This is a genomic window from Arthrobacter sp. K410C, assembly GCF_059090105.1.
This window is the reverse complement of the sequence record NZ_JBNHFJ010000012.1, coordinates 1-23,566: the sequence shown is the minus strand read 5'-3', so window position 1 is coordinate 23,566 and position 23,566 is coordinate 1. Positions and strand designations below refer to the sequence as shown.

Here is a 23,566-nt window from a genome sequence, read left to right as displayed (position 1 = left end):
AGCTGGCCGGTTCTCTCACACGGGCGTGCCCTGCACAACAGAGCTCCCGCCCGGGACAGGCAGCCAATGAAGACAGCCAAGAACACCCATTTCAGTGCGGCCCATGCACACCCGCACACCTCTCCGCGGCCCGCAACCCGCCAATCGAACCTGGGCGCGGGAGTAGCAACCACAGATTCCGGCTACGTAGGCAAGCCAACCTGCGACAAGTGCCGTACCGACGAATTCATCTACCTCGAGTCCTATATACCGCCCACGTACCGGCGCGACGGCGCAGTAGCCACCCTTGGGGAAGTGGCCTACACCTGCACCCGCTGCGAGGACTTCTCAGCACACAGCGTTCCCGTGACATGGACGCCGCCCGGGTGGTACCTGGGCTGACAGCCGCAGGTCTCCTGCCGCGCAGCCAGCGCGGACACTGACAGCAAACAAGGCCGGGCGGCCACCCGAGAAGGTGGCCGCCCGGCCTTGTGTTGGCCTGCCCTGGTTAGATCAGGGCATCCGAGAGGTGGTTCGGTGTGCCGAAGCGGTGGGCCGTAATGCTGACTGCCTGCTCGTGCAGGAACGGCAGCAGTTCCACGCGGCCAGCCTCCGTGACCGGGTGGGCGTACACCGCCAGGTCGGGCCTGCCGCCGGTTGCCTCGGCGAGCGCGGCTGCGTCCCCGCCGATCAGCCGGACGCGCGCTCCGGACAGCTTGCCCGCGGATGCGAGGCGTCCTGCGGAAGCCAGCCAGCCGGCGTCGGACTCCACCGTCACATCGATGTCCAGCGCGGTAAGCACCGGGCGCAGCTGGGCGGGAAGTTCGACGGCGGTGGACACCGTGAGCTCCGATCCGGCCAGGACACCGGCTGCCACGGTCCGGACGAGGTCCGCGAGCGGCGCCCCTTCGGACAGGCGGATGGTGACGGGCAGGCTGCGGTAGCGGAAGATGTTGCGTTCCGCGCTCAGACCGGACACGTCCTTGGCGGTACCGAACTCCTCCGCCCAGGCCTCGGCGTCGGACGCCAAGGCACGCTGGACGGATTCCAGCTCGGCAGGCTCCAGGGCGGCGCCGGCGGCGTTGATGATGCGGCGGACACCCGGGTGGGCGACGGAGGCCGTCGCCGTGCTGCGGGCTGCGGTCCAGTCGCCCAGGCCGGCCAGGTAGTTGGGGCCGCCTGCCTTGGTGCCGGCGCCCACTGCGGACTTCTTCCAGCCGCCGAACGGCTGGCGCTGCACGATGGCGCCGGTGATGCCGCGGTTGACGTACAGGTTGCCGGCCTGGATGGAGTCCAGCCAGACGCCGAGTTCCTCGGAGTTGAGGGAGTGCAGGCCGGCGGTGAGGCCGTATTCGATCTGGTTCTGGATGGCGATGGCTTCCTCCAGGGTGTCCGCGGTCATCACGCCCAGGACCGGGCCGAAGAACTCGGTCAGGTGGAAGTAGGAACCGCGCTTGACGCCGTAGCGGACGCCCGGGCTCCACAGCTTTCCGCTCTCGTCCAGCTTCTTCGGCTCGACTGCCCAGTTCTCGCCTTCGCCCAGGGTGGTCAGGGCGTTAAGGAGCTTGCCGTTGGCCGGCTCGATGATGGGCCCCATCTGGCTGGTGGGATCCTGCGGGTAACCCACCTTCAGTGAGGTGACGGCATCGATCAGCTGGTTGTGGAAGCGCTTGGACCTGGCCACCGAACCCACCAGGATCACCAGGGACGCGGCGGAGCACTTCTGGCCGGCATGGCCGAACGCGGAGTAGGCCACGTCCTTGGCTGCCAGGTCCAGGTCCGCGCTGGGGGTGACGATGATGGCGTTCTTGCCACTGGTTTCGGCCAGGAGCGGCAGGTCCTTGCGGAAGGAGCGGAACAGCTCGGCGGTCTCGTAGCCGCCGGTGAGGATGACCCGGTCAACGGCCGGGTGGGAGATGAGCTGCTTGCCCAGCTCCCGCTCGCCCAGCTGCACCATGGTCAGCACGTCGCGGGGAACGCCTGCTTCCCAGAGGGCCTCGACCATCACGGCCCCGCTGCGGGCGGCCTGCTTGGCGGGCTTGATGACGACGGCGGAACCGGCGGCGAGTGCCGCCAAGGTGGACCCTGCCGGGATGGCGACCGGGAAGTTCCATGGCGGGGTCACCACGGTGAGCTTGGCAGGGACGAACGTGGCGCCGTCGACCTTGTCCAGCTTGCGTGCGGACTCGGCGTAGTAGTGGGCGAAGTCCACTGCCTCGCTGACCTCGGGGTCACCCTGGTCGATGGTCTTGCCGGTTTCGCTGGCCATGACCTCGAGCAGGTCGGCGCGGCGGGCCTCAAGGACGTCGCCGGCGCGGTTCAGGATCTCGGCGCGCTCGTCGCCGGAGAGCTCGCCCCAGGCCTTGCCCTGTTCGACGGCGGTGGCGATCACCGTGTTGAGGGTGGCTTCGTCCCTGATGGACGCGGCGGCCACGGAGGCGTTGCCCAGGGTGGAGGACGGGATGCGGTCCAGGATGGCCCGGCCCCAGTCACGGTTCGAGGGCAAGGACGGGTCGGTGTCCGGGGTGTTCCGGAAGCCGGTGTGCGGCATTGGGGTGGGCGGGAGGTTGCGGTTCTGCTGGCGGTTGGCCGGCGGCACGCTGTTGTCCAGGGCTTCCAGCGAGGACAGGAAGCGCTGCTTTTCCCGTTCGAACAGGGCCTCGTTCTCGCTCAGCTCGAACACCGCGGACATGAAGTTGTCCTGGCTGGCGCCTTCTTCGAGGCGGCGGATCAGGTAGGCGATGGCGACGTCGAACTCGGACGGGTGCACCACGGGGGTGTAGAGCAGCAGCGAACCGACGTCCTTCTTGACGGCCTCCGCCTGGCCCTGGGCCATGCCCAGGAGCATTTCGAATTCGATGCCCGATTCCACCCCGCGCTGCTTGGCCAGGAGCCAGGCGAAGGCGATGTCGAACAGGTTGTGGCCGGCGACGCCAATCCGGATGTTCTTGATCCGCTCGGGGTGCAGCGAGTAGTTGATGACGCTCTTGTAGCTGGTGTCAGAGTCCTGCTTGCTGCCCCAGGTGGCCAGCGGCCAGTCATGCAGGGAGGCCTCCACCTGCTCCATCGGCAGGTTGGCGCCCTTGACCACGCGGACCTTGATGGCGGCGCCACCGTTTGCGCGGCGTTCGGCTGCCCAGTCCTGCAGCCGGATCATCGCGGAAAGCGCGTCCGGCAGGTAGGCCTGGAGCACGATGCCGGCCTCGAGGTTCTTGAACTCTGGCTTGTCCAGGATCCGGGTGAAGACCGCGATGGTCATGTCCAGGTCCTTGTACTCCTCCATGTCCAGGTTGATGAACTTGGCCTTCCCGCCGCCCCCGGCAAAGGAGTTGGCCCGCTGGAACAGCGGAGTGAGCTTCTCGACGACGTGCTCCACGGCTTCGTCGAAGGCCCAGGCGGAGTGCGGGGCCACAGTGGAGGAAACCTTGATGGACACGTAGTCCACGTCGGGGCGGGCCAGCAGGGTATGGGTGCCTTCCAGCCGGCGCGATGCCTCGTGCTCGCCCAGCACTGCCTCGCCGAGGAGGTTGACGTTGAGCTTGATGCTTTCCTTCCTGATCTTGGCGATGGCCGGCCCCAGCTTGGCGTCAGTGGCGTCCACGATTAGGTGGCCCACCATCTCGCGGAGGACCTTGCGGGCAATGGGGATGACAACCTGCGGCAAGACGGGAGCAACGGTGCCGCCCAGCGCCACCGCGCTACGCATGTACCAGGGCAGGAATGCCGGAACCTTGGGGGCAAGCTTGGCCAGGTTGCGGGCGGCGACGTTCAAATCCTCGGGGCGGACCACGCCGTCCACGAAGCCCACCGTGAACTCCAGGCCGTTGGGGTCCTTGAGAACGCCGGCGAGCTGCTCTGCGGAAGCATCGACCGGAACCTTTGCGGCCTCGGTCAGCCAGCGGCGGACCAGGGCCACTGCGTCGTTCGCCAGGGCCTTGGCCTGCGGGACATCGACGTCGACAGTCTGCGGCGCAACACCGGCGGCAACAGCCGGCTCCATTGCTACGTGGGTCATGGCTTTCCTCGATCTTTCCTGGGGGTTCGGAGTGGTCTTATCCACCAGTATGCGCCTGTGTTCACATAAGATAAAGCGATGTTTTCTAAGCAATACAGGTTAGAAAAGCTGAAGTTTTGGGACCCCCTCCTACCCCCTCAAAACCCTCTCGCAACTCCTGCACTCAAACCCCAAACGCTCTCTCACCTTTCGCGGCAAAACGGCAAACCCTCCCGCACATGATGTGCAGGAGGGTTCATCGATAAGGCGCCGAAAGTGCGAGAGCGTTCCGGGATAAGGCGCGAAAAGTGAGAGAGGGTCAGCGGAGGGGGCGGTGCATCTCCACGAGTTCCTCGTGCCGCGGACTGTCCGGGTTCATCAGGGAGTGCCTGCGGCCATAGAAGAAGTAGATGGCCAGGCCGATGACCAGCCAGACGCCGAACCGCAGCCAGGTTTCCCAGTGCAGCTGGAACATCAGGAAGGCGGATGCCAGGACACCGAAGGCCGGGATGACCGGCATCAGCGGCAGGCGGAAGGTCCGCGGGGCATCGGGGCGCTTGTAGCGGAAGATGATCACCGAGAAGCAGACGACGACGAACGCGGCCAGGATGCCGATGTTGGTGAGGTCCGCGACCTCCTTGATCGGGAAGACGCCGGCCAGGAAGGCCGAAGCGATGCCGGCAATCCAGGTGACCCGCTGCGGCGTGCCGTGCCGGTCCGTCTTGGAAAACCAGCCGGGCAGCAGGCCGTCGCGGCTCATGGCGAACCACACGCGGGTGACACCCAGGAGGAAGGTGAGCATCACAGTGAGGATGGACAGCACCGCGAACACGGAGATGATGGTGGCGATGACCGGCAGGCCAACCCCGGTAAATGCCGAGGCGAAGCCGGCGGTGGGATCGATGTCCTTGTAGTTCTGCATGCCGGTCAGGACCAGGGTGGCGGCCACGTAGAGCAGCATGGCGATGACGAGGGACAGGATGATGGCCTTGGGCATGTGCTTCTTGCCGTCGGTGGCTTCCTCGGCGGCGGTGCTCATCGCGTCATAGCCGAAGACGGCGAAGAAGACCGTGGCCGCGCCGGCGAGGACCGGGCCGAAGCCACTGGGCATAAACGGGTTGTAGTTGTTGGTATCGATGTAGAAGACGCCCAGGCCGATGATGAAGAGGATCAGGATCACCTTGATGGCTACGGCGACGAGTTCGAACCGCCCGAAGGCCTTGGTGCCGCGGGAGAGGATCCAGGTGACCAGGAGGCAGACCAGGATGGCGGGGATGTTGACGATGCCGCCCTTGCCCTCGTCCGCCGTCGAGGTCATCCAGGCAGGCATGTTGATGCCGATGCCGGAGAGGAAGGCGTCAAAGTAGCCGGAGATGCCGATGGCCACCACGGCCACGATGGCAATGTATTCCAGCAGCAGGTCCCAGCCGATGAACCAGCCGACAATTTCGCCCAGCGCCACGTAGCCGTAGGTGTAGGCGGAGCCGGCGCGCGGGATCATGCCCGCGAACTCGGCGTAGGACAGCGCTGCGGCCGCGGAGGCCAGACCGGCAACCAGGAACGAGATCAGCACCGCGGGCCCCACCCCGGGTGTTCCTTCGCTGCCGGCAGCCACCAGGCCTGCCAGCGAGAAAATGCCGACGCCGATGATGCCACCTACGCCGATGGCGGTGAGCTGCCACAGCCCGAGTGACTTGAACAGGCCACTGTGCTTGTTTTCTTCCTCAATGTCGTCAATCGGCTTGCGCCGCATGATCGACTGGCTCATATCTCTAGTGCTCATCAGGAACTCCTGCTTGGGGTGCGACCCCGCCGCGGCACGCCAAGAAATGGCTGTGACGGGGGTAACTCGATCACAACAGTATGCAAGCCTGCTTGCATTAGATAAAGTGACTACTTCTAACCTATATTCGTTAGTTTCGGTAAGGATTGCATCATGCTCGACGTCCGCCGGCTCCGGCTGCTCCGTGAATTGAGCATCCGTGGGACACTGGCCGAGGTGGCGGATGCACTCCAGTACAGCCCGTCGTCGGTATCGCAGCAGCTGGCCCTCCTGGAGAAGGAGGTGGGCGTGGAACTGCTCCGCAAGACCGGCCGGCGGGTGCAGCTGACGCCGCAGGCGGAGGTGCTGGTGGCGCACACCGCGCAGCTGCTGGAAACCATGGAACAGGCGGAGGCCGACCTGGCGGCATCCCTGACCACCGTCACGGGAACCGTACGGATCGCAGTGTTCCAGTCCGCGGCACTGGCGCTGATGCCGGACACGCTGACCCGGATGTCCGCTGCCTATCCCGAGGTGCGGATCGAGATGATCCAGCGCGAGCCGGAAACCGCGCTCCATGAGACCTGGGCGCGGGACTTCGACCTTGTCATCGCCGAGCAATATCCCGGGCATGCCGCCCCGCGCTACCCGGAGCTCGACCGGATCAAGCTGACCACGGACGCCATCCGGCTTGCCGTCCCGCCGGAGTCCGACGGCGGCCCCGCCATCCGCGGGATCGAGGACACGGCGGAGCTCGCCTGGGTCATGGAGCCGCGGGGGGCAGCGTCGCGCCATTGGGCGGAGCAGGCCTGCCGCAGCGCCGGCTTTGAACCGGACGTGCGCTTTGAAACCGCCGACCTGCAGGCGCAGATCCGGCTCATTGAGTCCGGCAACGCCGTGGCCCTGATGCCGGACCTGGTATGGACGGGCCGGGGCACCACCGCCAAACTGCTGGAGCTGCCCGGCAAGCCGCACCGCACGGTGTTCACCTCGGTACGCCGTTCCAGCGCCAAGCGGCCCGCCATCCTCGCCGCGAGGGAGACCCTCGCCGCGGCCGCTGCCGCCATCGCGGCGGACGACGCCGGGTGACCCGCCGCCGTCGTAAGCTGCTGCCGGGAGTGTTCCCTGCGTCACTGCGACGGATCGGGGCCGGCGCTAGACTGGTGCCGTTATGAATCGAACAATGTTCAAGTCGAAAATCCACCGGGCCACCGTCACGCACGCTGACCTGCACTACGTGGGTTCAGTCACCGTTGACCTGGACCTGCTGGAGGCTGCCGACATCCTCCCCGGCGAGCTTGTCTCGATTGTGGACATCACTAACGGTTCACGCCTGGAGACGTACACCATCGCCGGCGAGCGCGGTTCCGGCGTCATCGGCATCAATGGCGCTGCGGCGCACCTGATGCACGAAAACGATCTCGTCATCCTGATTACCTACGCGCAGATGACCACCGAAGAAGCCAGGGCCTACGAGCCCAAGGTGGTCCACGTGGACGCCAACAACAAGGTGGTCCAGCTCGGCAACGATCCCGCCGAGGGCATCACCCCCGGCCTCCTGCGCCCGCCGTTCGCACTCAACAACGCCGACTTCTAACCGGAGCGTGGTCTCCGGTACGCTGCCCCGCCGCACTCCGCAGGTTCTTCATTGCTAGGAGTGCTGGCGGGCTTCTTTGTGGTGTGGTGCATCATCCTGGTGGGCTGGTTCGTGGGCCGGCAGAAGGTGCTGGGGGACAACGCCCGGCCGGTGCTGAGCTCCCTCACCTTCTTCGTGGCCAGCCCCGCCCTGCTCTTCGAAACGCTGAGCAAGGCCCGACTGCAGGAAGTGTTCGCCGCTCCCCTGCTGGTCACGGCCGTTGCTGCCATCACCACGGCGGCGCTCTTCTTCACGCTCGCCAAATTCTGGCTAAAACGTTCGCTGCCGGAGTCCCTGATGTCCTCCATGGCTGCCTCGCTGGTCAACTCCGCGAATCTCGGCATCCCCATCGCCGTCTACGTCCTGGGGGACGCGAGCTATGTGGCCCCGCTGCTGATCTTCCAGCTCGCCTTCTTCACGCCGCTGTTCCTGCTGATCCTGGACTCCAGCACCAGTTCGCACCGCACCACTCCCCTGAGCTTCATCTTCATGATCCTGCGGAACCCGATGATCGTGGGTTCCGCGCTTGGCCTGGTGGTTGCCGGCACGGGATTCAAGGTCCCGGAGCTGGTCATGGAACCGATCCACCTGATTGGCGGGGCTGCCATCCCGGCCATGCTGATCGCGTTCGGCATGAGCCTCAACGGGACCCGGCCGCTCCAGGCGTCATCGGCACGCCGAGTGGACACCCTGCTCGCCAGCGGTTTCAAGCTGGCCGTGCAACCGGCCCTGGCCTACCTCTTCGCCCGCTTCGCCATGGGGATGGAAGGGCACGCGCTGTTCGCCGTCGTCGTCATCTCGGCGCTGCCCACCGCCCAGAACGTCTTCGTGGCCGCCAGCCGGTACAAGACGGGACTTACAGTGGCAAAGGACACCGTGCTGATTACCACCGTGGTGGCTGTGCCTGCGATGATCGGCGTCGCGCTGCTGCTCACATGATGGGAGAAAACTGATGGGAACCATCCTTGACACCGTGGTGATCGGAGGCGGGGCCATGGGCTCAGCCGCCGCCTGGGCATTGTCCCGCCGCGGCCGCCAGGTGACGCTGGTGGAGCAGTTCGGGCCCGGGCACGCTGTCGGCGCATCGCACGGCAGCACCCGGAACCTCAACCCCGGCTACCACCGGCCCGAGTATGTGGCCATGCTGGCCGAAAGCCTCGCCCTGTGGGACGACCTTGAGCAGGAAAGCGGCGAACAGCTGCTGGCACGCACCGGCATCGTCGCCCACGGCCCCGAGCCGCTGCTGCCCGAGGTTGCCGGTGCCCTCACGCAGGCGGGCATCCGCGCCGAATTCCTCCCTCTCGGGGAAGCGGCAGAACGGTGGCGCGGCATTCGCTTCGACCAGCAGGTCCTGCACATGCCAGACGGCGGCCAGCTCAACCCGGAAGCCGCGCTTCCCGCCTTCCAGCGGCTGGCGGTTGCGCGGGGCGCCGACATCCGGCATCACACCAAGGTGGTGGACTTCCAGGTGATGGACGACGGCGTCCGACTGGTTCTTGAGTCGGCGTCCGGTAGCGAGACGGTCAGCGCCGCCCAGGCGGTAGTGACTGCGGGCGGGTGGACGGGGAAGCTGCTGGGCATTGCCGGCGGCGCACTTCGGATTCCGCGGCTCACCGTCACCCAGGAGCAGCCCCTGCACTTCCGGATTGCGGACGAGGGCGCTGCCTGGCCCGGCTTCAACCACTACCCCGGCACTGGCGCCGATTACCAGGGCTGGTACTCCCCCGTGTACGGGATGCTGACGCCCGGCGAGGGAGTCAAGGCCGGCTGGCACGGCACGGGGCCCGTAGTGGATCCGGACGGGCGGTCCTTCCAGCCCGAGCCCGTGCAGCTCGCAGCGCTGCAGGACTACGCCCGGACGTGGCTGCCGGGGGTGGACGCGGATTCCTTCGAGGCCGTCAGCTGCACCTACACCACCACCCCTGACGAGGACTTCATTCTGGACCGGATCGGACCCGTGGTCATCGGCGCCGGCTTTTCCGGGCACGGATTCAAGTTCACGCCCGTGATCGGCCGGATCCTCGCAGACCTGGCCACGGGAACCCGCCCCGCGCCGGAGATCTTCCGCGCGTCACGGTAGCAGGCTCTACTTCCCGCCTCCCACCGCGTCCAGCAGGGTTTCCTAAATGGGCGGCCGTCACACCCGCGCGAGCCCGGCCGCCTGGGCCAGCAGCTCGACGGACCGCAGCCGCTCTTCGGTGCCGGTGCTCTGGTGCGCCACGATGAGCTCATCGGCGTCGGCATGCCTGCCGAAGCTGTCCAGGTAGTCCAGGACGACGTCGGGCGTGCCCACCGCGGAGTAGGTCATCATCTGCGAGACGTGCTGGCCCTGGGGCGAGTCGAGGATCATGTCCGCCTCGTCATCGGTGAACTCGCGTCCGCCACCGAAGAACAGGGAAACCCTCGCGCGCTTGGTGGCCTGCAGCATTGCCTGCGCCTCGGATGCTGAATCAGCGGCGATAACGTTCACGCCGGCGATGACGTGGGGAGCATCCAGCTGGGCCGACGGCTTGAACTCCCGCCGGTACATGGCGACGGCGTCCTGCAACGCAGTCGGGGCGAAGTGCGAGGCGAAGGCGTAGGGCAGGCCGAGCTGTGCAGCCAGCCGGGCACCGAACAGGGAGGAGCCCAGGATGTAGAGCGGAACATTGGTGCCCTTGCCCGGGGTGGCCTCCACGCCCTGGATGCGGGTGGGTCCCGTGAGGTAGCCCTGCAGTTCCAGGACGTCCTGGGGGAAGCTGTCCGCAGACATCGGATCCCGGCGGAGGGCCCGCATGGTGTTCTGGTCGCTGCCGGGCGCCCGGCCCAGGCCAAGATCGATCCGGCCCGGGTGGAGGGTTTCCAGGGTCCCGAACTGCTCGGCGATGGTCAGCGGCGAGTGGTTGGGCAGCATGATGCCGCCGGCGCCGAGCCTGATGCTCTCGGTGTGGGCGGCCACGTGGGCGATCAGCACACTGGTGGCTGACGAGGCGATGGAGGACATGTTGTGGTGCTCGGCGTACCATACCCGCCGGTATCCCAGCCGTTCCGCGCTCTGCGCCATGGCCACGCTGCCCGCGAAACTCTCTGCCGCCGTCTGGCCTTTGCCGATTGTTGCCAGGTCGAGGATGGAGAGCGGGAGAGTCACGTGGGTGCCGGCCTTTCGAAGCATTGCGTAGTTTTGCCCGTCGGATCGCGGCGGGCACGTCTGGCATAACGACGGCGGGCCCCGGCTTATTTCTAGGATGTGCGGAATACCCAGCACACTGACGAGGTTGCCGCCACTAAGCAACCAAGTGGAACAGACAGGAGAAACACCATGGCAAACATCCTGATGGTTGTCTCGGCAGCCGACTCCCTCACCATGAAGGACGGCAGCGAGCACCCCACCGGCTTCTGGGCGGAGGAGCTGGTAGTGGCCCACCAGACCCTGCTCGACGCCGGGCACACCATCCATGTCGCCACGCCCGGTGGCCGCAAACCCACGGTGGACCAGGTCAGCCTGGCGGCGGAGTCGGCCGGCGGCGAGGACCGGGCGAAAGGCTTCCGGGACTACCTCGAGGCGATCGACGGCGAGCTGTCGCAGCCGCTGGCGCTGGCCGGCGTCGACCCTTCCGGCTATGACGCCGTGGTGATGCCCGGCGGGCACGGGCCCATGGCGGACCTGTACAAGGACCCTGACCTTGGCAGGCTACTGGCCGCCGCCGACAGTCACGGCAAGATCATCGCGCCGTTCTGCCATGGTCCGGCCGGGCTGCTGAGTGCGACGGACGACGACGGCGCCTTCACGTTCAAGGGCCGCCGCCTCACCGTGTTCAGCAATGAGGAGGAGCTGGGCGGCGGCACGGGCGAAAACACTCCATGGCTGGTGGAGGACGCGTTGAAGGAGAAGGGCGCCGTCGTTGAGAACGGTCCGGCCTGGAGCTCCAACGTGGTCCGCGACGGCAACCTCATCACCGGGCAGAACCCGCAGTCCAGCGAGGACGTGGCCAAGGAAGTCATCAAGGCCCTGGGCTAACGCCCGCTTCCGTACAAGGAGGGGACCAGCTCGCGGCGAACCGGTCCCCTCCTTGCGGCGCACGTCCTTGGGCGCCGGCACACACACCGCTTAGACGGCGCAGCCTCCCAGCGCGATCGTTCCGTCAATGGCTGCGATCTTCTTTTGAACGTCGCCCAGCCTGGTTGTCAGATCGTTCACCACCACTTTCTGTGCAGCGATGGCATCCTTGTTGGGCTTCTTCTGGGCATGCAGGTCTGCCAGCTTTTTCTGCTCTGCCGTGAGTTGAGTGTCCAGCCCCGTCAGTTGGGTCTGCAATGCGGCCAGGTTCGCTTCCGCCGCGGTGATCTCGCCGTTCAGCTTGTTGAGCTGATCCAACAGGGGCGCAACCCGGGACTGCAGCGCCAGAATTTCCCCTTCCTTGGCCGTGATCTGGGCGTTCAAGGCTTTTACGTCACCGGCCAACTGCTCCACAATCAGGTTGATGCTGTTAATCTGAGCAGTCTTGTCGGCCACAGCTGCGTTCGCTGCCGTGAGGGCTGACTCTAGCCCGGACAAGGCGCCCTGCAGGTCCAGGATCTCGTCTTCCTTGGACTCGACAGCCGCCTCGGCAGAGGTCAACGCGCCATTGGCGTCCATCAGTGCGTCCTGCTTGGCCGCGAGGACGTTCTTCTGGTCGGTAACGGCCTGTTGGGCTTCAACTACCCCGGATACCAGCGAGGGCAGGGCATCCTCAAGGTCGGTAACAACCTTCTGCTGGGCTACAACGGCCTCTGCTGCATCGGCGGCTGCCTCCTCGAGAGCAGGCAGCTCCGCCCGCAGGTCAGTGAGTTGGCCCTGCTTTTCGACAACATCGTTGTTCGCAGAGGCCACCGCGTCCTGGAGCCCGGGCAGTTGGGCATTCAACGCTTCGATCTCGGTCTGCTGTGCAGAGACGGCATCATTCGCAATGTCGAGCACCTCTTGCAGCGGTGCCACTTTCTGCTGCAGTGCGCTGCTCTCCTCTTGCTTGGTGGCAAGCTGGGCATTCAGCGAGTCCACTTGGGTTTGAAGTGCCTTAAGGTCGCCCTTAAGGCCAGAAATCTGCGCGTTCTTGTCGGTGATCTGGGCGTTCACGCTGTCGAGCTCGCCCTGCTTAGCGTCGCGGAGGGCGATCAGCTCCCGCTTGCGCTGCGAGTTGCCGTTGATTGCGTCGATCTGCCGGTTGAGGTCCGCGATTTCTGCCGTTAGCGCGTCCTTGGTGGTCGTCAGGGCCTTCAGCTCGTTTTGCGCCGTTGTCAGCTGGGACTGCTTGGCTGCAATGGTCGTGTTGAGCGCGTTGATCTGGCCCTGCAGCGTGGTGATCGCCGTTTTGGCCGCCGCAATCTTCGCCGCGTTGTCATCCACCGCTTTCGCCGCTGCCGCCGCATCAGCCCGCAAAGTGACCAGCTCTGCCTCGGCATCGACGATGTCGGCCTCTTGGCCGGCGAGAGCTTCCGTGGCATCAGCCGCGACGGACTGCAGCGCGACGAGCTCGCCCTCGGCGCCGGTGATCTGGCCCTTCTTGTCGGTTAGGGCCTCATCCGCGGCCGTCGCTGCCGACTCCAGTTCGGTCAGGGTCTGTTCCGCGGCCGCAAGCTGATCCCTCGCCGTCTGAAGCGTGTCGGCTGCTGTAGCGCTGTCCGCCTCAAGCGCCGTCAGTTTTTCTTGGGCGTCCGCGACACCCTGCTGTGCGGCGGTAACAGCGGACGCAGCTTCCTCCGCCTGGGCGGTCAGCGTCTGCAGTTCGCCCTGGGCCTGTTCAATCTGGGTCTCTTTGGCGCTCACGGCACCAGCGGCGTCGGCGGCAGCCAGCTGAAGTGTCTCCAGCTCGGCTTGTGCCGTGGCCAGCTTTTCGCTGTTGGCCTGCTCATCTGCAACAACTTGCGCCAACTGGCCTTCCAGGTGGTCCGCCGCTGCCTCAGCGGCCAGCAAGTCCTCCTGAAGCGGTGAAAGCTCACTTTCAACGTCGGCTTTCTGTTCCCGCAGCCCAGCAAGCGCTGCCTCCGCGTCCGCGATGGCCGCGGTTGTGCTCGCTAGCTCCTGGTTCAACCTTTCCCATTCTGCCTGCGTTGCAGCCTCGTCGTCTGCCAGTTGCTGTTCCTGGGCCTCGAGATCGGCGATCGCCTTGTCCGTCGCTTCAATGTCGGCTTTGAGCCCGGTTTCCTGGTTCTGGAGCAGGGCCTTCTCAGCTTCCAGCTTCGCGATGGCGTCTGCGTTCTTCTTCGCGGCTGCCTTGAGAAGGTTTGCCTGGACGGCTCCCCGGTGTGCCTGCTGGTTGACCACACCGTTGCAGATGTTGGTATTGGACGTGGTTCCTGCGGCAAAGGCCGGCTGGACCAGAACCAGGCTGCTGGTGAGCAGGCCGGGCAGGACAACTGCTGCTGCAAGGCGGCGGGAGAGGACAGATTTGCTGGGGGGTGTGCGCATGTGAGCTCCTGTTGAGACCATCGGGCGGCCCACTCTGGCCGCTGCCTGCACTAAAGGTAAGTTCCAACCCACGCGGAGAACACGCGTAATTGGCCACCTGACTTTGCCCTTCAAGTACTCGTTTTCTGGAGCCGCCGGGCGGCGCGACTACTTGCTCTCTCCCCCGTCGCATCAGCCCAGTCACCGAATCAGCGCGGATTTATGCTGATACCCGGAGCAGCTTTCAGGTTCAGCAGAGAAAGGGACATGCAGTGGCGGATGGGACATACGACATCGACAACCGCTTGGCGCAATTACTGGGGAGGACCGTTCGAGTCGACACCGATGCAACCCTTGAGCTCACTGTTGTAGTCGACGGCACCGTCATCTCGGGGTCCGTGGTGTCGGAGCAGGCCTGGGAGCGGCGGCAAAATGATCAGATCCGGGTTGGCAGCCCGAACATCGCCAGCGCCTTCGATTCGGAGGCTTCAAGCTTAAATGAACAGAGGCCTGAGCAGGACCCGTACCTTCACTTTCTTGGGCCGGTGCTCGTGACCGGGGGCCGGAAGGTTCGCCTGCAGGCAACAAGGGTCGATCTTCGGAAAGTCTCCGCCTGGAGTATCGGCAGGATGCCCGCCGGCCAGGAATGGCACCGGCCTTCCTACGAGTGATCCCCACCGGAGCTGCAGCCTGACGCTGCCGGCCTCCGCGGCGCCGGCAGCGGCCGCCGCTAAGCTTGCGCCATGGCCAAGAAAACCACAGCAGAGAAGCTTGCCACTATCCAGAAGGGCTACGCCCTGGAAGGGGCCACCATCGAACTGGGGGCCGCCATCGTCGACGGCGAGCTTCACAAGGACGCTCCGGTGCGGCTGCCGCTGGCCATGATGAATCGGCACGGGCTGGTGGCAGGGGCAACCGGCACCGGCAAGACCGTCACGCTGCACATGATGGCCGAGCAGCTGTCCACGGCCGGTGTTCCCGTGTTCCTGGCGGATATTAAAGGTGATCTTTCCGGGCTGGCTACGGCGGCAACGGGCAGCGAAAAGCTCAGCGCGCGCACCGAAAGCATCGGCCAGCCCTGGCAGGGCCGGGCGTTCCCTGTCGAATTCCTGGCACTCGGCGGTGACGGCAACGGCGTCCCGGTCCGCGCCACGGTCTCGTCCTTCGGCCCCATCTTGCTCTCCCGCATCATGGAACTGAACGACACGCAGGAGTCCAGCCTCCAGCTGGTGTTCTACTTTGCGGACAAGAACGGCCTGGAACTGATCGACCTCAAGGACCTGAGGGCCGTCATCCAGTTTCTCACCTCCGCCGAAGGCAAGGACCAGCTGGAGGAGCTCGGCGGGCTGTCCAAAGCCACCGCCGGCGTGATCCTGCGGGAATTGGTGAACCTCGAAGCGCAGGGGCTTGAAAAGTTCTTCGGCGAACCGGAGTTCGATACGGCCGAGCTGCTACGCACCGCCCCAGACGGCCGGGGCGTGATCACCTGCCTGGAACTGCCCACGCTACAGACCAAGCCCATGTTGTTCTCCACGTTCCTGATGTGGCTGCTGGCCGATCTCTTTGAGGACCTCCCCGAGGCCGGCGACCTGGACAAGCCCAAGCTCGTGTTCTTCCTTGACGAGGCCCACCTGCTGTTCAACGGGGCGTCCAAGGCCTTCCTGGAGGCAATCACCACCACCGTCCGGCTCATCCGGTCCAAGGGCGTAGGCATCTTCTTCGTCACCCAGACCCCCAAGGACGTTCCGGCCGACGTCCTGGGCCAGCTGGCCAACCGGGTGCAGCACGCCTTGCGGGCCTTCACCCCGGAGGACGCCAAGGCCCTGAAGGCCACCGTGTCCACGTTCCCGGTCAGCGACTACGACCTTGAGGAAACCCTGACGTCCGCCGGCATCGGCGAAGCCGTCATCACCGTCATGAATGACAAAGGCGCCCCCACGCCGGTGGCCCATACCCGCCTGCGCGCGCCGGAGTCCGTCATGGGCCCCAGCGATGAGGCCCTGGTCCGAAGCACGGTGGCCGGGTCCGCCCTGCTGCCGAAGTACGGGACGGCCGTGGACAACCCGTCCGCCTACGAGAAGCTGACCGGCAAGGCCGCCGCGCCCACGGGCCCGGCAGCGGAAGTTCCCGGCCCCTTGGACGTCGATGTAGAGGCCCGCCGCATCGAGGAGGAGATCCTGGGCAGGCCGAGCAGCAGGACCAGCAGCAAAACCGCGCCGCGCCGGGACGAGACCCGTGGTGAGGCTCCCCGCAGGCAGCCGCAGCCCCAGCCGGGAGGCGGGATGATGGACGACCTGGGCGCGGTCCTTGGCGGCGCACTCGGCGGTGGCCTGAAGAGCATGGCCAGGTCCGTCAGTACCCAGCTGGGCCGTGAACTGTTGAGGGGCGTCTTCGGCACGTCATCCCGGCGCCGCCGCCGCTGACCACAGCGCTTTCCACGGCGCCCTGACCGGCTGTGCCGCACGCCGTCGTCGGACGCTTTCCCCACGCTTCCGCCCCAAGTAGGGGAGACACCAACTTTAGTGTGCGTTCGCACTAACGTTACTGTAAGGAACGTGCAGATGAGTCAAGCGTTGGTGAGGATAGCGGCCGGATGGCTGCTGGGCCTCATGCTTGCCGTGGCCGGAGCCATCGTTGCCGTGAACCTGGTGAACAACACCGTGGCGAGCCCGCAGCAGCCGGTCCGCGAGTATCTGGACGCCCTGCAGGACGGCGACGGCGGCAAGGCGCTGGGACTGCTGCGCGCCACCGTGCCGCCAAGCAACGCCGCAATGCTGGACGGGACCGGGCTGCAGACCGCTGCGTCCCGGCTCGCCAACGTGGAGATCGGCGACCCGCAGGAACGCCCTGGCGACCAGGTGGTGGTGCCGATGGAATACACAATTGACGGCAGCCGGCTCAGCACCGAATTCCTGCTGGAGAAAACCGGCACGGAATGGATCTTCTTCAACACGTGGGCGTTCGTCCCCACCCGCCTGCCCACCCTGGACATCACCGTGGTCAACGGCAACCAGGCGAACGTCAACGGCGTCCCGGTGAACATGCCCAACGGCCGGAACTCGTTCGCCGTCTTCTACCCCGGCGAGTACGAGGCTGCCCTGAACGGCCAGTACTTCTCCGCCCCCGCCACGCGGGCCACCGTGACGGCCCGCGACGTTCCCGTGGCACCGCTCAACCTGCTGACCCAGGCAACGGGCAAGCTGAAGGAAGACGTGGCGGACAAAGTCAAGGAGTTCCTGGACGGTTGTGCTGCGGAAGCGGCCAAGGAACAAAAGCTGCAGCCGGACTGCCCGTTCTACTACGCCAGCGACAACAGGGTGCAGGACGGCAGCATCAAGTGGACCGTCACGGAGTATCCCAACGTCTCCATCGAACCCTTCGACGGACGCTGGGTGGTGGCCCCGCTGGACGGCAAGGCCAAGGTGGAAGCGCTCCAGCAGAACTCCTTCACCGGCATCTGGTATCCCCTGGAGGCAGAGGTGGACTTCAGCTTCACTACGCGCCTGGACGTCTCCGGCGACGCCGTCAAAGTCACCCCGATGCTGAGCTTCTAGTCGTTTGTTCTGCTCCTGCGCCACACTGGCCCAGTTATAGCCGGTTTACGGTGATTGCACCTGCTGCCTCAAGCCGCACTGACCTAATAAGTGGGCCGGTTTGGTTGCGGCCATCGCAGTGAACCCCGTGCCAGCACCTCCCGGACCTGTGACAGGACGCCTTCGGGCGCATGAACTACGTCATCGTAGATGAACCGAAGCACCGGCATGCCCTGCAATATTGCCGCGTTATCCCGGCGCCGGTCCTTCTTGAACTGCCGTGCCTCCAAGTGGAAGGCAAGCCCATCAATCTCCACGATCAGGAAACCCTCCAGCAGGAAATCAACCCGCCCTATCCCGGGAATCCATACTTGGGTTTCCGTAGTGATGCCGGCGTCACGAAACAGCACCCGGGCCAGGGTTTCCAGGAGGGAGTCGGCGCCATGTTCAACCTTGGACAATACACGCCGGGCCCTACCACAGCGCCTGCCGTTCAGGTGGCGGAAGAGGTTAGACAGGTCAATGTCTCCACGGTTGTAGGCACACTCCACCATCACCAATGACTCGAGTTCGGGCAGGCACAGCAGTGCGTGGAGCAGTACATCAGGAAGTGCCGCGAGCGTCCGATGGCGGGGCGCCTGTGTCAATGCCAGTCGGTGGCTCACGCACCGCACCGAGCTTCGGCCGTTGCTGTGCCAGTAATGGGGCATCGAAGGTGCCTTGAGTTGCCAAAGTCTGTACATCGGCGCCGCGGACACGCACGTCAACAGCCCCCGTGCACGCCCAGCCTCCACCAGATCCGACTCAGCATCGGCCACAGCCAGCAATCCGCGCTCCAGCCGCAGCACGCTGCCGTTCCGGACCGCCCGCCGCAAGTCCACATCCCTGGCACCGGCGGCCAGCACGTCACGCCTCAGCAGAACTCCCCCTGCGGCGCGAAGGATCTCTGTTGCATCCATCAGGCCACCATGCCTGCAGTTCCTGGCTTCGGGGAGGTACAGCCGCGGCTATGTGGATACCGGGGGCGCCCACTCTGGCCCGGTTTTTGCTGCAAAGCGCAATAAAAGTGGCCCGGTTTCCACTCTTTCGGAGCGAAAACCGGGCCGCTTTGGCGGCAGGACCCGTCAGTCCATGCCGCGGAGGTCCAGGACCAGCTCGGTGTCGCCGTCGGCCTGCAGGACCACCGGGATGCCCCAGTCCTGCTGGTACAGGTGGCAGGCGGCGTGGTCCGGGATCTCGCCGTCCTCGGTTTCGGGGCCGTCACAGGCGGCAGCGCGGGCGGTAATGTGCAGCACACCCTCCGGAACCTCGGATGAGAGCTCCACGGTGCGGAGCAGCCCCACGGATGTTCCGCCGCCGGACACCAGAAGCTCGGGCGGTGTGGAGGAGATCTTCAGCTGCGTGGGGTCGCCCCAGCGGTCGTCCAGCTTCTGCCCGGTGGGGGCGGTAAACCGGACAGTAAGCTCCAGCGGGCCCGGCGCTACCGGGCTCTTGGGCCGGTGCGTCTGGGACGCGCCCTCGTCCACCTGCTGCGCTTCCTTGGGGATGGGGACGTACACCAGCTGGTGCTGGTTGGCTTCCACCACTACAAGCAGCGGCTCGGAACCGGCGGACTGGGTGTGGTCCACAATGACATCGGAGGGTTCCAGGAGACCCCGCGCCAGGGTTGAGACCGTTCCCGCCGACGGGTCGTAGCGGCGCACGGCACCGTTGTACGTGTCGGCAATCGCCACGGAGCCGTCGGGGAGGACTGTCACGCCCAGCGGGTGCTGCAGGCGGGCGTCGGCGGCAGGACCGTCCCGGAAGCCGAAATCGAACAGGCCCTTGCCCACGGCGGACTCCACGGTGATGGTGCCGGCGTCATCAATCACCAGCTTCCGGAGCGCCGACGTCTCGGAGTCAGCTACCCAGATGTTGCCGTCGGCGTCCTCGGCCACGCCGGAGGGCTGCGCAAACCAGGCCTCGTGCGCGGGACCGTCCAGGAGCCCCTCCAGGCCGTTGCCGGCAATGATGTCCACTTCGCCGGATACGGGGTCGAAGCTGAAGATCTGGTGGGTGCCGGCCATAGCGATCACTACTGCATTCAGCTTGCGCGACCACACCAGGTCCCAAGGGGAGCTCAGCGACACCTCGAGGGGATGCTCGCTCAACCGGCCGGTGAATCCGGCCGCGTCCTCGTCCACGCGGGCCGGTCCGGCCTCCAGCAGGCGCTGGATGCCGTTGCCGGCCAGCGTGGAGGCCTTGCCGTCCGTGAGGGACAGCCCGCGCAGGCGGTGGTTGACGGAGTCGGCAATCACGACGTCGTAGCCAACCTTCGCTGCCACATCCTCCGGCAGCAGGACCAGGCCCTGGGGTTCGTTGAACTGCGCCGTGGCAGTGTCGCCGGCCGCCGGGCCATCAGCATAGCCCTTGGTGCCGGAACCGAAGGTGGCCAGGACCGTCTTGAAGTCGGTGCCGAGTTCCACCACCCGGTGGTGCCCGGTGTCGGTGACCAGCCAGGAACCCTTTTCAGCAGCATCCTTCACCGCGGCACCTGCTGCCGGGCCGCCGTCGGACGCCCCATCCGCACCGGAGCCGCGGCCGGCGGGAAGGAAGAGCGCCTTGCCGGGGAACCGCAGGGTGCCGGACGTCGGTTCGGGCGCCACGTAGGGGCCGGAGCCGCGGTGGAGGGTGCCCTTGGCGTCGTGCTCGGCGATGAGCTCGGGGATCAGCACGGCCAGGCCGTCCGCGTGGCCTTCACCCGAAAGGTGCGCCACGATGTAGCCCTCAGGGTCGATGACCACCAGGGTGGGCCAGGCGCGGGCGGTGTAGGCCTTCCAAGTGTCCAGCTCCGGATCGTCGAGGACCGGGTGGTGAATTTCGTAGCGCTCCACCGCCGCGGCAAGGGCCACAGGGTCTGCCTCGTGCTCGAACTTGGGTGAATGGACGCCGACGGTCACCAGGACGTCCGAGTACTCCTCCTCCAGCGGACGCAGCTCGTCCAGGACGTGCAGGCAGTTGATGCAGCAGAACGTCCAGAAGTCCAGCAGGACGATCTTGCCGCGGAGGGCCTCAAGGTCCAGCGTTTTGCCACCGGTGTTCAACCAGTTGCGGCCTACCAGTTCAGAGGCGCGGACCCGGGCGTGGGTGCGTACGGTTTCGCTCATCAGCGTCCTTCCAGCTTGTTGCGGTCAGCCAGCTTGGCGTCGCGTTCGGCCAATTTGGCAAACATATCGTTGTAAGCGGTGAGATCGGCGTCGTTATTCCTGTCCGCTGCCCGGTCCACCCGCTTGGTCTCCCGCGCGTCGGAACGGGACCACATGATGGCGACGCCGATCGCCACCAGGAGGGTGGGCACCTCGCCGATCCCCCAAGCCACTGCGCCGCCTTTCTGCTGATCCACCAGCGCGGAGTCTCCCCAGGCCCGGCCCAGGTTGCCGAAGTAGTCGGCGGCCAGGAGGTTGTCCCCGCCCATGATGGCGACGCCAAAGAAGGCATGGAAGCCCATGGTGGCCAGCAGGAGGAGCAGCCGCAGCGGATAGGGCGCACGGCGGGGCAGCGGGTCCGTGCCGATCATGGTCAGGATGAAAATGTAGCCGGTCAGCAGGAAGTGCACGATCATCAGCTCGTGGCCCACGTGCTCGCGCATCGCGAAGCCGAACAGGTCCGAGTAGTAGAACAGCACAATCGAGCCGGCGAAGTTGGCCGCCGCGAAGAGCGGGTGGGTGACCACCTGCGAGAACTTCGAGTGTATGAAGACCAGGATCCACTCACGGGCACCGCGAGTACCATCGCCGCGGGGCTGCAGGGCGCGGAGCGCGAGGGTAACCGGGGCGCCCAGCACCAGGAAGATGGGGGCCACCATGGTCAGTGCCATGTGGTCCACCATGTGCGCGGAGAACAGTATGCGGCCATAGACCGACGGCGGACCGGAGGTGATGTAGGTCAGCACCAGCAGGCCGATCACCCAGTTGACCGACCGGAACCACTGCCACGAGTCGCCGCGGCGGTGGATTTTGGCAACACCCAGGAAGTAGGACACCAGGCCAAACAGCGCGACGGCGATCCACAGCCAGTCCAGACGCCATTCCGTCAGCCAGCGCTCCGGCGTGAGCTCCGGGGGAAGTTCATAGCCGGTGAGGATGAAAGCGGGCGAGGCGTCCGGCGCGTACGTGGTGGGCTGCGGCGGAGCCGAACGGCCCAGTGCGACGGCGACGCCGGACGTTGCGCCCATCACCAGGAGCTCCGCGAGGACCAGCTGCCAGAGCACCCGCCGGGACGACATAGTGTTGCCCTTGCGGCCCAGCTGCGGGATAACCCACTGGCGGTGCATGAAGCCGATTCCGCCCAGCACCAGCGTGGCGGCGGTCTTGGCCAGGATCAGCTGGCCGTACGCGGAGCCGAAGAGGTCGGCCCAGTTGGTGATGCGGATGCTCGCGTTGATGACGCCGGAGGCGAGCACCAGCACGAAGGCGAACCCGGCGAGGCTGGAGAACCTCCTGAGCGTGGCCTCGGTGATGTCTCCGGCGGCCCCTGCCTTGGCGCCGGTCAGGATGCCGGAGAGCAGGGCCAGCATGATGATGCCGCCCACCCAGGTGCTGACGCCCACCAAGTGCAGGCCCAGGGAGTTGATGGCGCCCTCGTGGTCCGAAGAGCTGGAGGAGTGTCCGATCAGGGCTGTGGGCACGAGCCCTATCAGAGCCAGGATGAGCGTGAGCCCAAGTCCCCCAAGCGACCTGACGCCGAACAGGGCTGTGGTTACCACTGCCGCGATAATGGTGACCGCCAGCCAGGCGCGGCCGGTTTCGATGTCGGTCATGAAGTACACGAGGGCCTGGGTGAACTCTGCGTCACCTGACAGGCCCTGGCCAGCCACGTCCGCATAGGTGAGGACCAGGACGGCGATGGCCGAGAGCGTCCAGGCTGCGCCGGCGGCCGCCGCTGCCGCCAGGGCCCTGCTGAAGGCGGGGTGCTCCGGGCCTTCGTTGCCATCGGCCCTGCCCCTGCTATGGGGGGCCAGGTTCCTCGGCAGGATACCGACGGCGAAGACCAGGCCCCCGATGACCGTCGCCAGTGAAATGTTGTGGAGGGCCTTGCTGACGGGAAGTCCCCATCGGACCAAGGCGCCTGGATCCGCTACGCCGCGGGTGGCAGCGGCGCCGGAAAAGATGAGGGCCGCCGTCAGGCCCAGGAACAGGGTTGCCAGTCCCGCGAGCTGCCATGGGATGGAGACACCCAGGGCATCACCGCCCGGTGCCCGTCCGCCTTTGCCAGCGGGCAGGGGTGTGGTGAATTGGGATTTTGCGGCAGAAGACACCATTCCATTGTCCGCTACGCCCGCCCGGGCCGCGAATCTGCCGATCAGAGGGCAGGGCGCACGCAAAAGGGGCGGCAACCGTCCGGTTGCCGCCCCTTTTCTGTCCGGCCCGCCGCTAGGATGGCGGACCGAGAAGAAGTTGCCTACTTCTTGTTGGAGACCGCAGCCTTCAGCTTGGAGCCGGCGGTCAGCTTAACGCTGTGGCCTGCTGCGATCTGGATGGTTTCACCCGTCTGCGGGTTGCGGCCGGTGCGAGCTGCACGGTCGGTACGCTCGACGGCGAGCCAGCCCGGGATGGTGATCTTCTCGCCCGCGGCGACGGAAGTCTCGAAAACCTCGAACAGTGCGTCGAGGACGGAGTTGACGGCTGCCTGGCTGGTGCCGGCCTTGCCCGCTACCTCTGCAACAAGTTCACTACGGTTCTTAGCCATTTATGTCCTCCTGGACGATCATGATTCTGGAGCCTCTACGCGGCATGCGCACAAGCCACTGTTCGAAAACTTACCAGCTTGGGCGGTCGAGGGCCGCAAATTCCGCGTGTTTCCGCGACTTTTTGAGGTTAATCACCGGATTTTGGGGGGTTTGCGGCCCTTCCGGCGGGCCGGTGATCCTTTAGATTCCCCGCTGTGGAACCCCTCGCAGGCACGCTCTCTCAGTTCCTGCGGTGTTTACCCGGATGCTCTCCCACTTGTGGTGGTGTCTTCGCCGACGGGCGCTCACTTCTGGTGGTTCCGGGCCGGACGCGTGGGCGGTCGTTCCTGCGGAGGGTGGGCGGGGGTTGGTGCCAGAGCCGCCGCGGGTGGGCGCGGGGCGGTGGTTAAAGTGGTAGGGCCCTGACAGTGATTGTCAGGGCCCTACTAATGTTATGTCCGGCGGTGTCCTACTCTCCCACACCCTCCCGGGTGCAGTACCATCGGCGCTGTGGGTCTTAGCTTCCGGGTTCGGAATGGGACCGGGCGTTTC

At 65.9% G+C, this 23,566-nt stretch carries 17 protein-coding genes and 1 rRNA gene; 9 read left to right on the top strand and 9 right to left on the bottom strand.

The genetic code is table 11. From position 1 onward, the window contains the following. Positions 1 to 66 precede the first annotated feature (66 nt). Positions 67 to 381, top strand: a complete 315-nt coding sequence (locus AC5RU7_RS15780; RefSeq protein ID WP_494053026.1) for a hypothetical protein — start codon at positions 67 to 69, stop codon at positions 379 to 381. A gap of 106 nt (positions 382 to 487) precedes the next feature. Here AC5RU7_RS15780 and AC5RU7_RS15775 read toward each other — a convergent pair whose 3' ends face one another. Further along, positions 488 to 3,994, bottom strand: a complete 3,507-nt coding sequence (locus AC5RU7_RS15775) for a bifunctional proline dehydrogenase/L-glutamate gamma-semialdehyde dehydrogenase (RefSeq protein WP_494053025.1) — start codon at positions 3,992 to 3,994, stop codon at positions 488 to 490. Between the two features lie 298 nt (positions 3,995 to 4,292). Further along, positions 4,293 to 5,756: an amino acid permease gene (locus AC5RU7_RS15770; protein WP_494009888.1), complete on the bottom strand. Its 1,464-nt coding sequence runs from the start codon at positions 5,754 to 5,756 to the stop codon at positions 4,293 to 4,295. A gap of 153 nt (positions 5,757 to 5,909) precedes the next feature. Between AC5RU7_RS15770 and AC5RU7_RS15765 the strand changes: the two genes are divergently transcribed. From AC5RU7_RS15765 to AC5RU7_RS15750, 4 genes are all read left to right on the top strand, one after another. Further along, complete coding sequence (locus tag AC5RU7_RS15765; RefSeq protein ID WP_494009889.1) at positions 5,910 to 6,824, top strand: LysR substrate-binding domain-containing protein; 915 nt, start codon at positions 5,910 to 5,912, stop codon at positions 6,822 to 6,824. 82 nt (positions 6,825 to 6,906) lie between these two features. Beyond that, a complete protein-coding gene (gene panD, locus AC5RU7_RS15760; protein WP_494009890.1) occupies positions 6,907 to 7,332 on the top strand; it encodes an aspartate 1-decarboxylase in 426 nt (141 codons plus the stop codon). Positions 7,333 to 7,383: 51 nt separating this feature from the next. Beyond that, entirely contained in the window at positions 7,384 to 8,310 is a 927-nt protein-coding gene (locus AC5RU7_RS15755; RefSeq protein ID WP_494009891.1) for an AEC family transporter, read from the top strand. Between the two features lie 13 nt (positions 8,311 to 8,323). Beyond that, positions 8,324 to 9,451 carry an FAD-dependent oxidoreductase gene (locus AC5RU7_RS15750; RefSeq protein ID WP_494053024.1) on the top strand — a complete coding sequence of 376 codons (1,128 nt, stop codon included), beginning with the start codon at positions 8,324 to 8,326 and terminating at the stop codon, positions 9,449 to 9,451. Between the two features lie 57 nt (positions 9,452 to 9,508). Here the strand turns inward: AC5RU7_RS15750 and AC5RU7_RS15745 are convergent, their stop codons facing one another. Further along, positions 9,509 to 10,498, bottom strand: coding sequence for an LLM class flavin-dependent oxidoreductase (locus AC5RU7_RS15745; RefSeq protein ID WP_494053023.1), 990 nt, complete (start codon positions 10,496 to 10,498; stop codon positions 9,509 to 9,511). Positions 10,499 to 10,669: 171 nt separating this feature from the next. Here AC5RU7_RS15745 and AC5RU7_RS15740 point away from each other — a divergent pair, with 171 nt between their 5' ends. Continuing rightward, a complete protein-coding gene (locus AC5RU7_RS15740) occupies positions 10,670 to 11,368 on the top strand; it encodes a type 1 glutamine amidotransferase domain-containing protein (protein ID WP_494053022.1) in 699 nt (232 codons plus the stop codon). Positions 11,369 to 11,458: 90 nt separating this feature from the next. Here the strand turns inward: AC5RU7_RS15740 and AC5RU7_RS15735 are convergent, their stop codons facing one another. Beyond that, positions 11,459 to 13,795: a coiled-coil domain-containing protein gene (locus AC5RU7_RS15735; RefSeq protein ID WP_494053021.1), complete on the bottom strand. Its 2,337-nt coding sequence runs from the start codon at positions 13,793 to 13,795 to the stop codon at positions 11,459 to 11,461. 251 nt (positions 13,796 to 14,046) lie between these two features. On the opposite strand from AC5RU7_RS15735, the gene AC5RU7_RS15730 reads away from it, so the two are divergent. The 3 genes from AC5RU7_RS15730 to AC5RU7_RS15720 all read left to right on the top strand — a co-directional run bounded on the left by AC5RU7_RS15730 (position 14,047) and on the right by AC5RU7_RS15720 (position 17,328). Further along, positions 14,047 to 14,445 carry a GvpU-like protein gene (locus AC5RU7_RS15730; RefSeq protein ID WP_494053020.1) on the top strand — a complete coding sequence of 133 codons (399 nt, stop codon included), beginning with the start codon at positions 14,047 to 14,049 and terminating at the stop codon, positions 14,443 to 14,445. Positions 14,446 to 14,517: 72 nt separating this feature from the next. Continuing rightward, complete coding sequence (locus AC5RU7_RS15725; RefSeq protein ID WP_494053019.1) at positions 14,518 to 16,197, top strand: helicase HerA-like domain-containing protein; 1,680 nt, start codon at positions 14,518 to 14,520, stop codon at positions 16,195 to 16,197. A 138-nt stretch (positions 16,198 to 16,335) separates the two neighbouring features. Then, positions 16,336 to 17,328, top strand: coding sequence for a hypothetical protein (locus tag AC5RU7_RS15720; protein ID WP_494053018.1), 993 nt, complete (start codon positions 16,336 to 16,338; stop codon positions 17,326 to 17,328). 83 nt (positions 17,329 to 17,411) lie between these two features. Here the strand turns inward: AC5RU7_RS15720 and AC5RU7_RS15715 are convergent, their stop codons facing one another. The 5 genes from AC5RU7_RS15715 to rrf all read right to left on the bottom strand — a co-directional run. Next, positions 17,412 to 18,266: an endonuclease domain-containing protein gene (locus tag AC5RU7_RS15715; RefSeq protein WP_494053017.1), complete on the bottom strand. Its 855-nt coding sequence runs from the start codon at positions 18,264 to 18,266 to the stop codon at positions 17,412 to 17,414. Positions 18,267 to 18,431: 165 nt separating this feature from the next. Continuing rightward, positions 18,432 to 20,453, bottom strand: a complete 2,022-nt coding sequence (locus AC5RU7_RS15710) for an NHL domain-containing thioredoxin family protein (protein ID WP_494053016.1) — start codon at positions 20,451 to 20,453, stop codon at positions 18,432 to 18,434. After that, positions 20,453 to 22,606: a bifunctional copper resistance protein CopD/cytochrome c oxidase assembly protein gene (locus tag AC5RU7_RS15705; RefSeq protein WP_494053015.1), complete on the bottom strand. Its 2,154-nt coding sequence runs from the start codon at positions 22,604 to 22,606 to the stop codon at positions 20,453 to 20,455. The genes AC5RU7_RS15710 and AC5RU7_RS15705 overlap by 1 nt, the downstream gene beginning before the upstream one ends. Before the next feature lie 140 nt (positions 22,607 to 22,746). Then, positions 22,747 to 23,034 (bottom strand): HU family DNA-binding protein, encoded by a 288-nt coding sequence (locus AC5RU7_RS15700; RefSeq protein WP_009358243.1) that lies wholly within the window; start codon positions 23,032 to 23,034, stop codon positions 22,747 to 22,749. Positions 23,035 to 23,470: 436 nt separating this feature from the next. Beyond that, positions 23,471 to 23,566, bottom strand: a 5S ribosomal RNA gene (gene rrf / locus AC5RU7_RS15695); the annotation flags it as partial.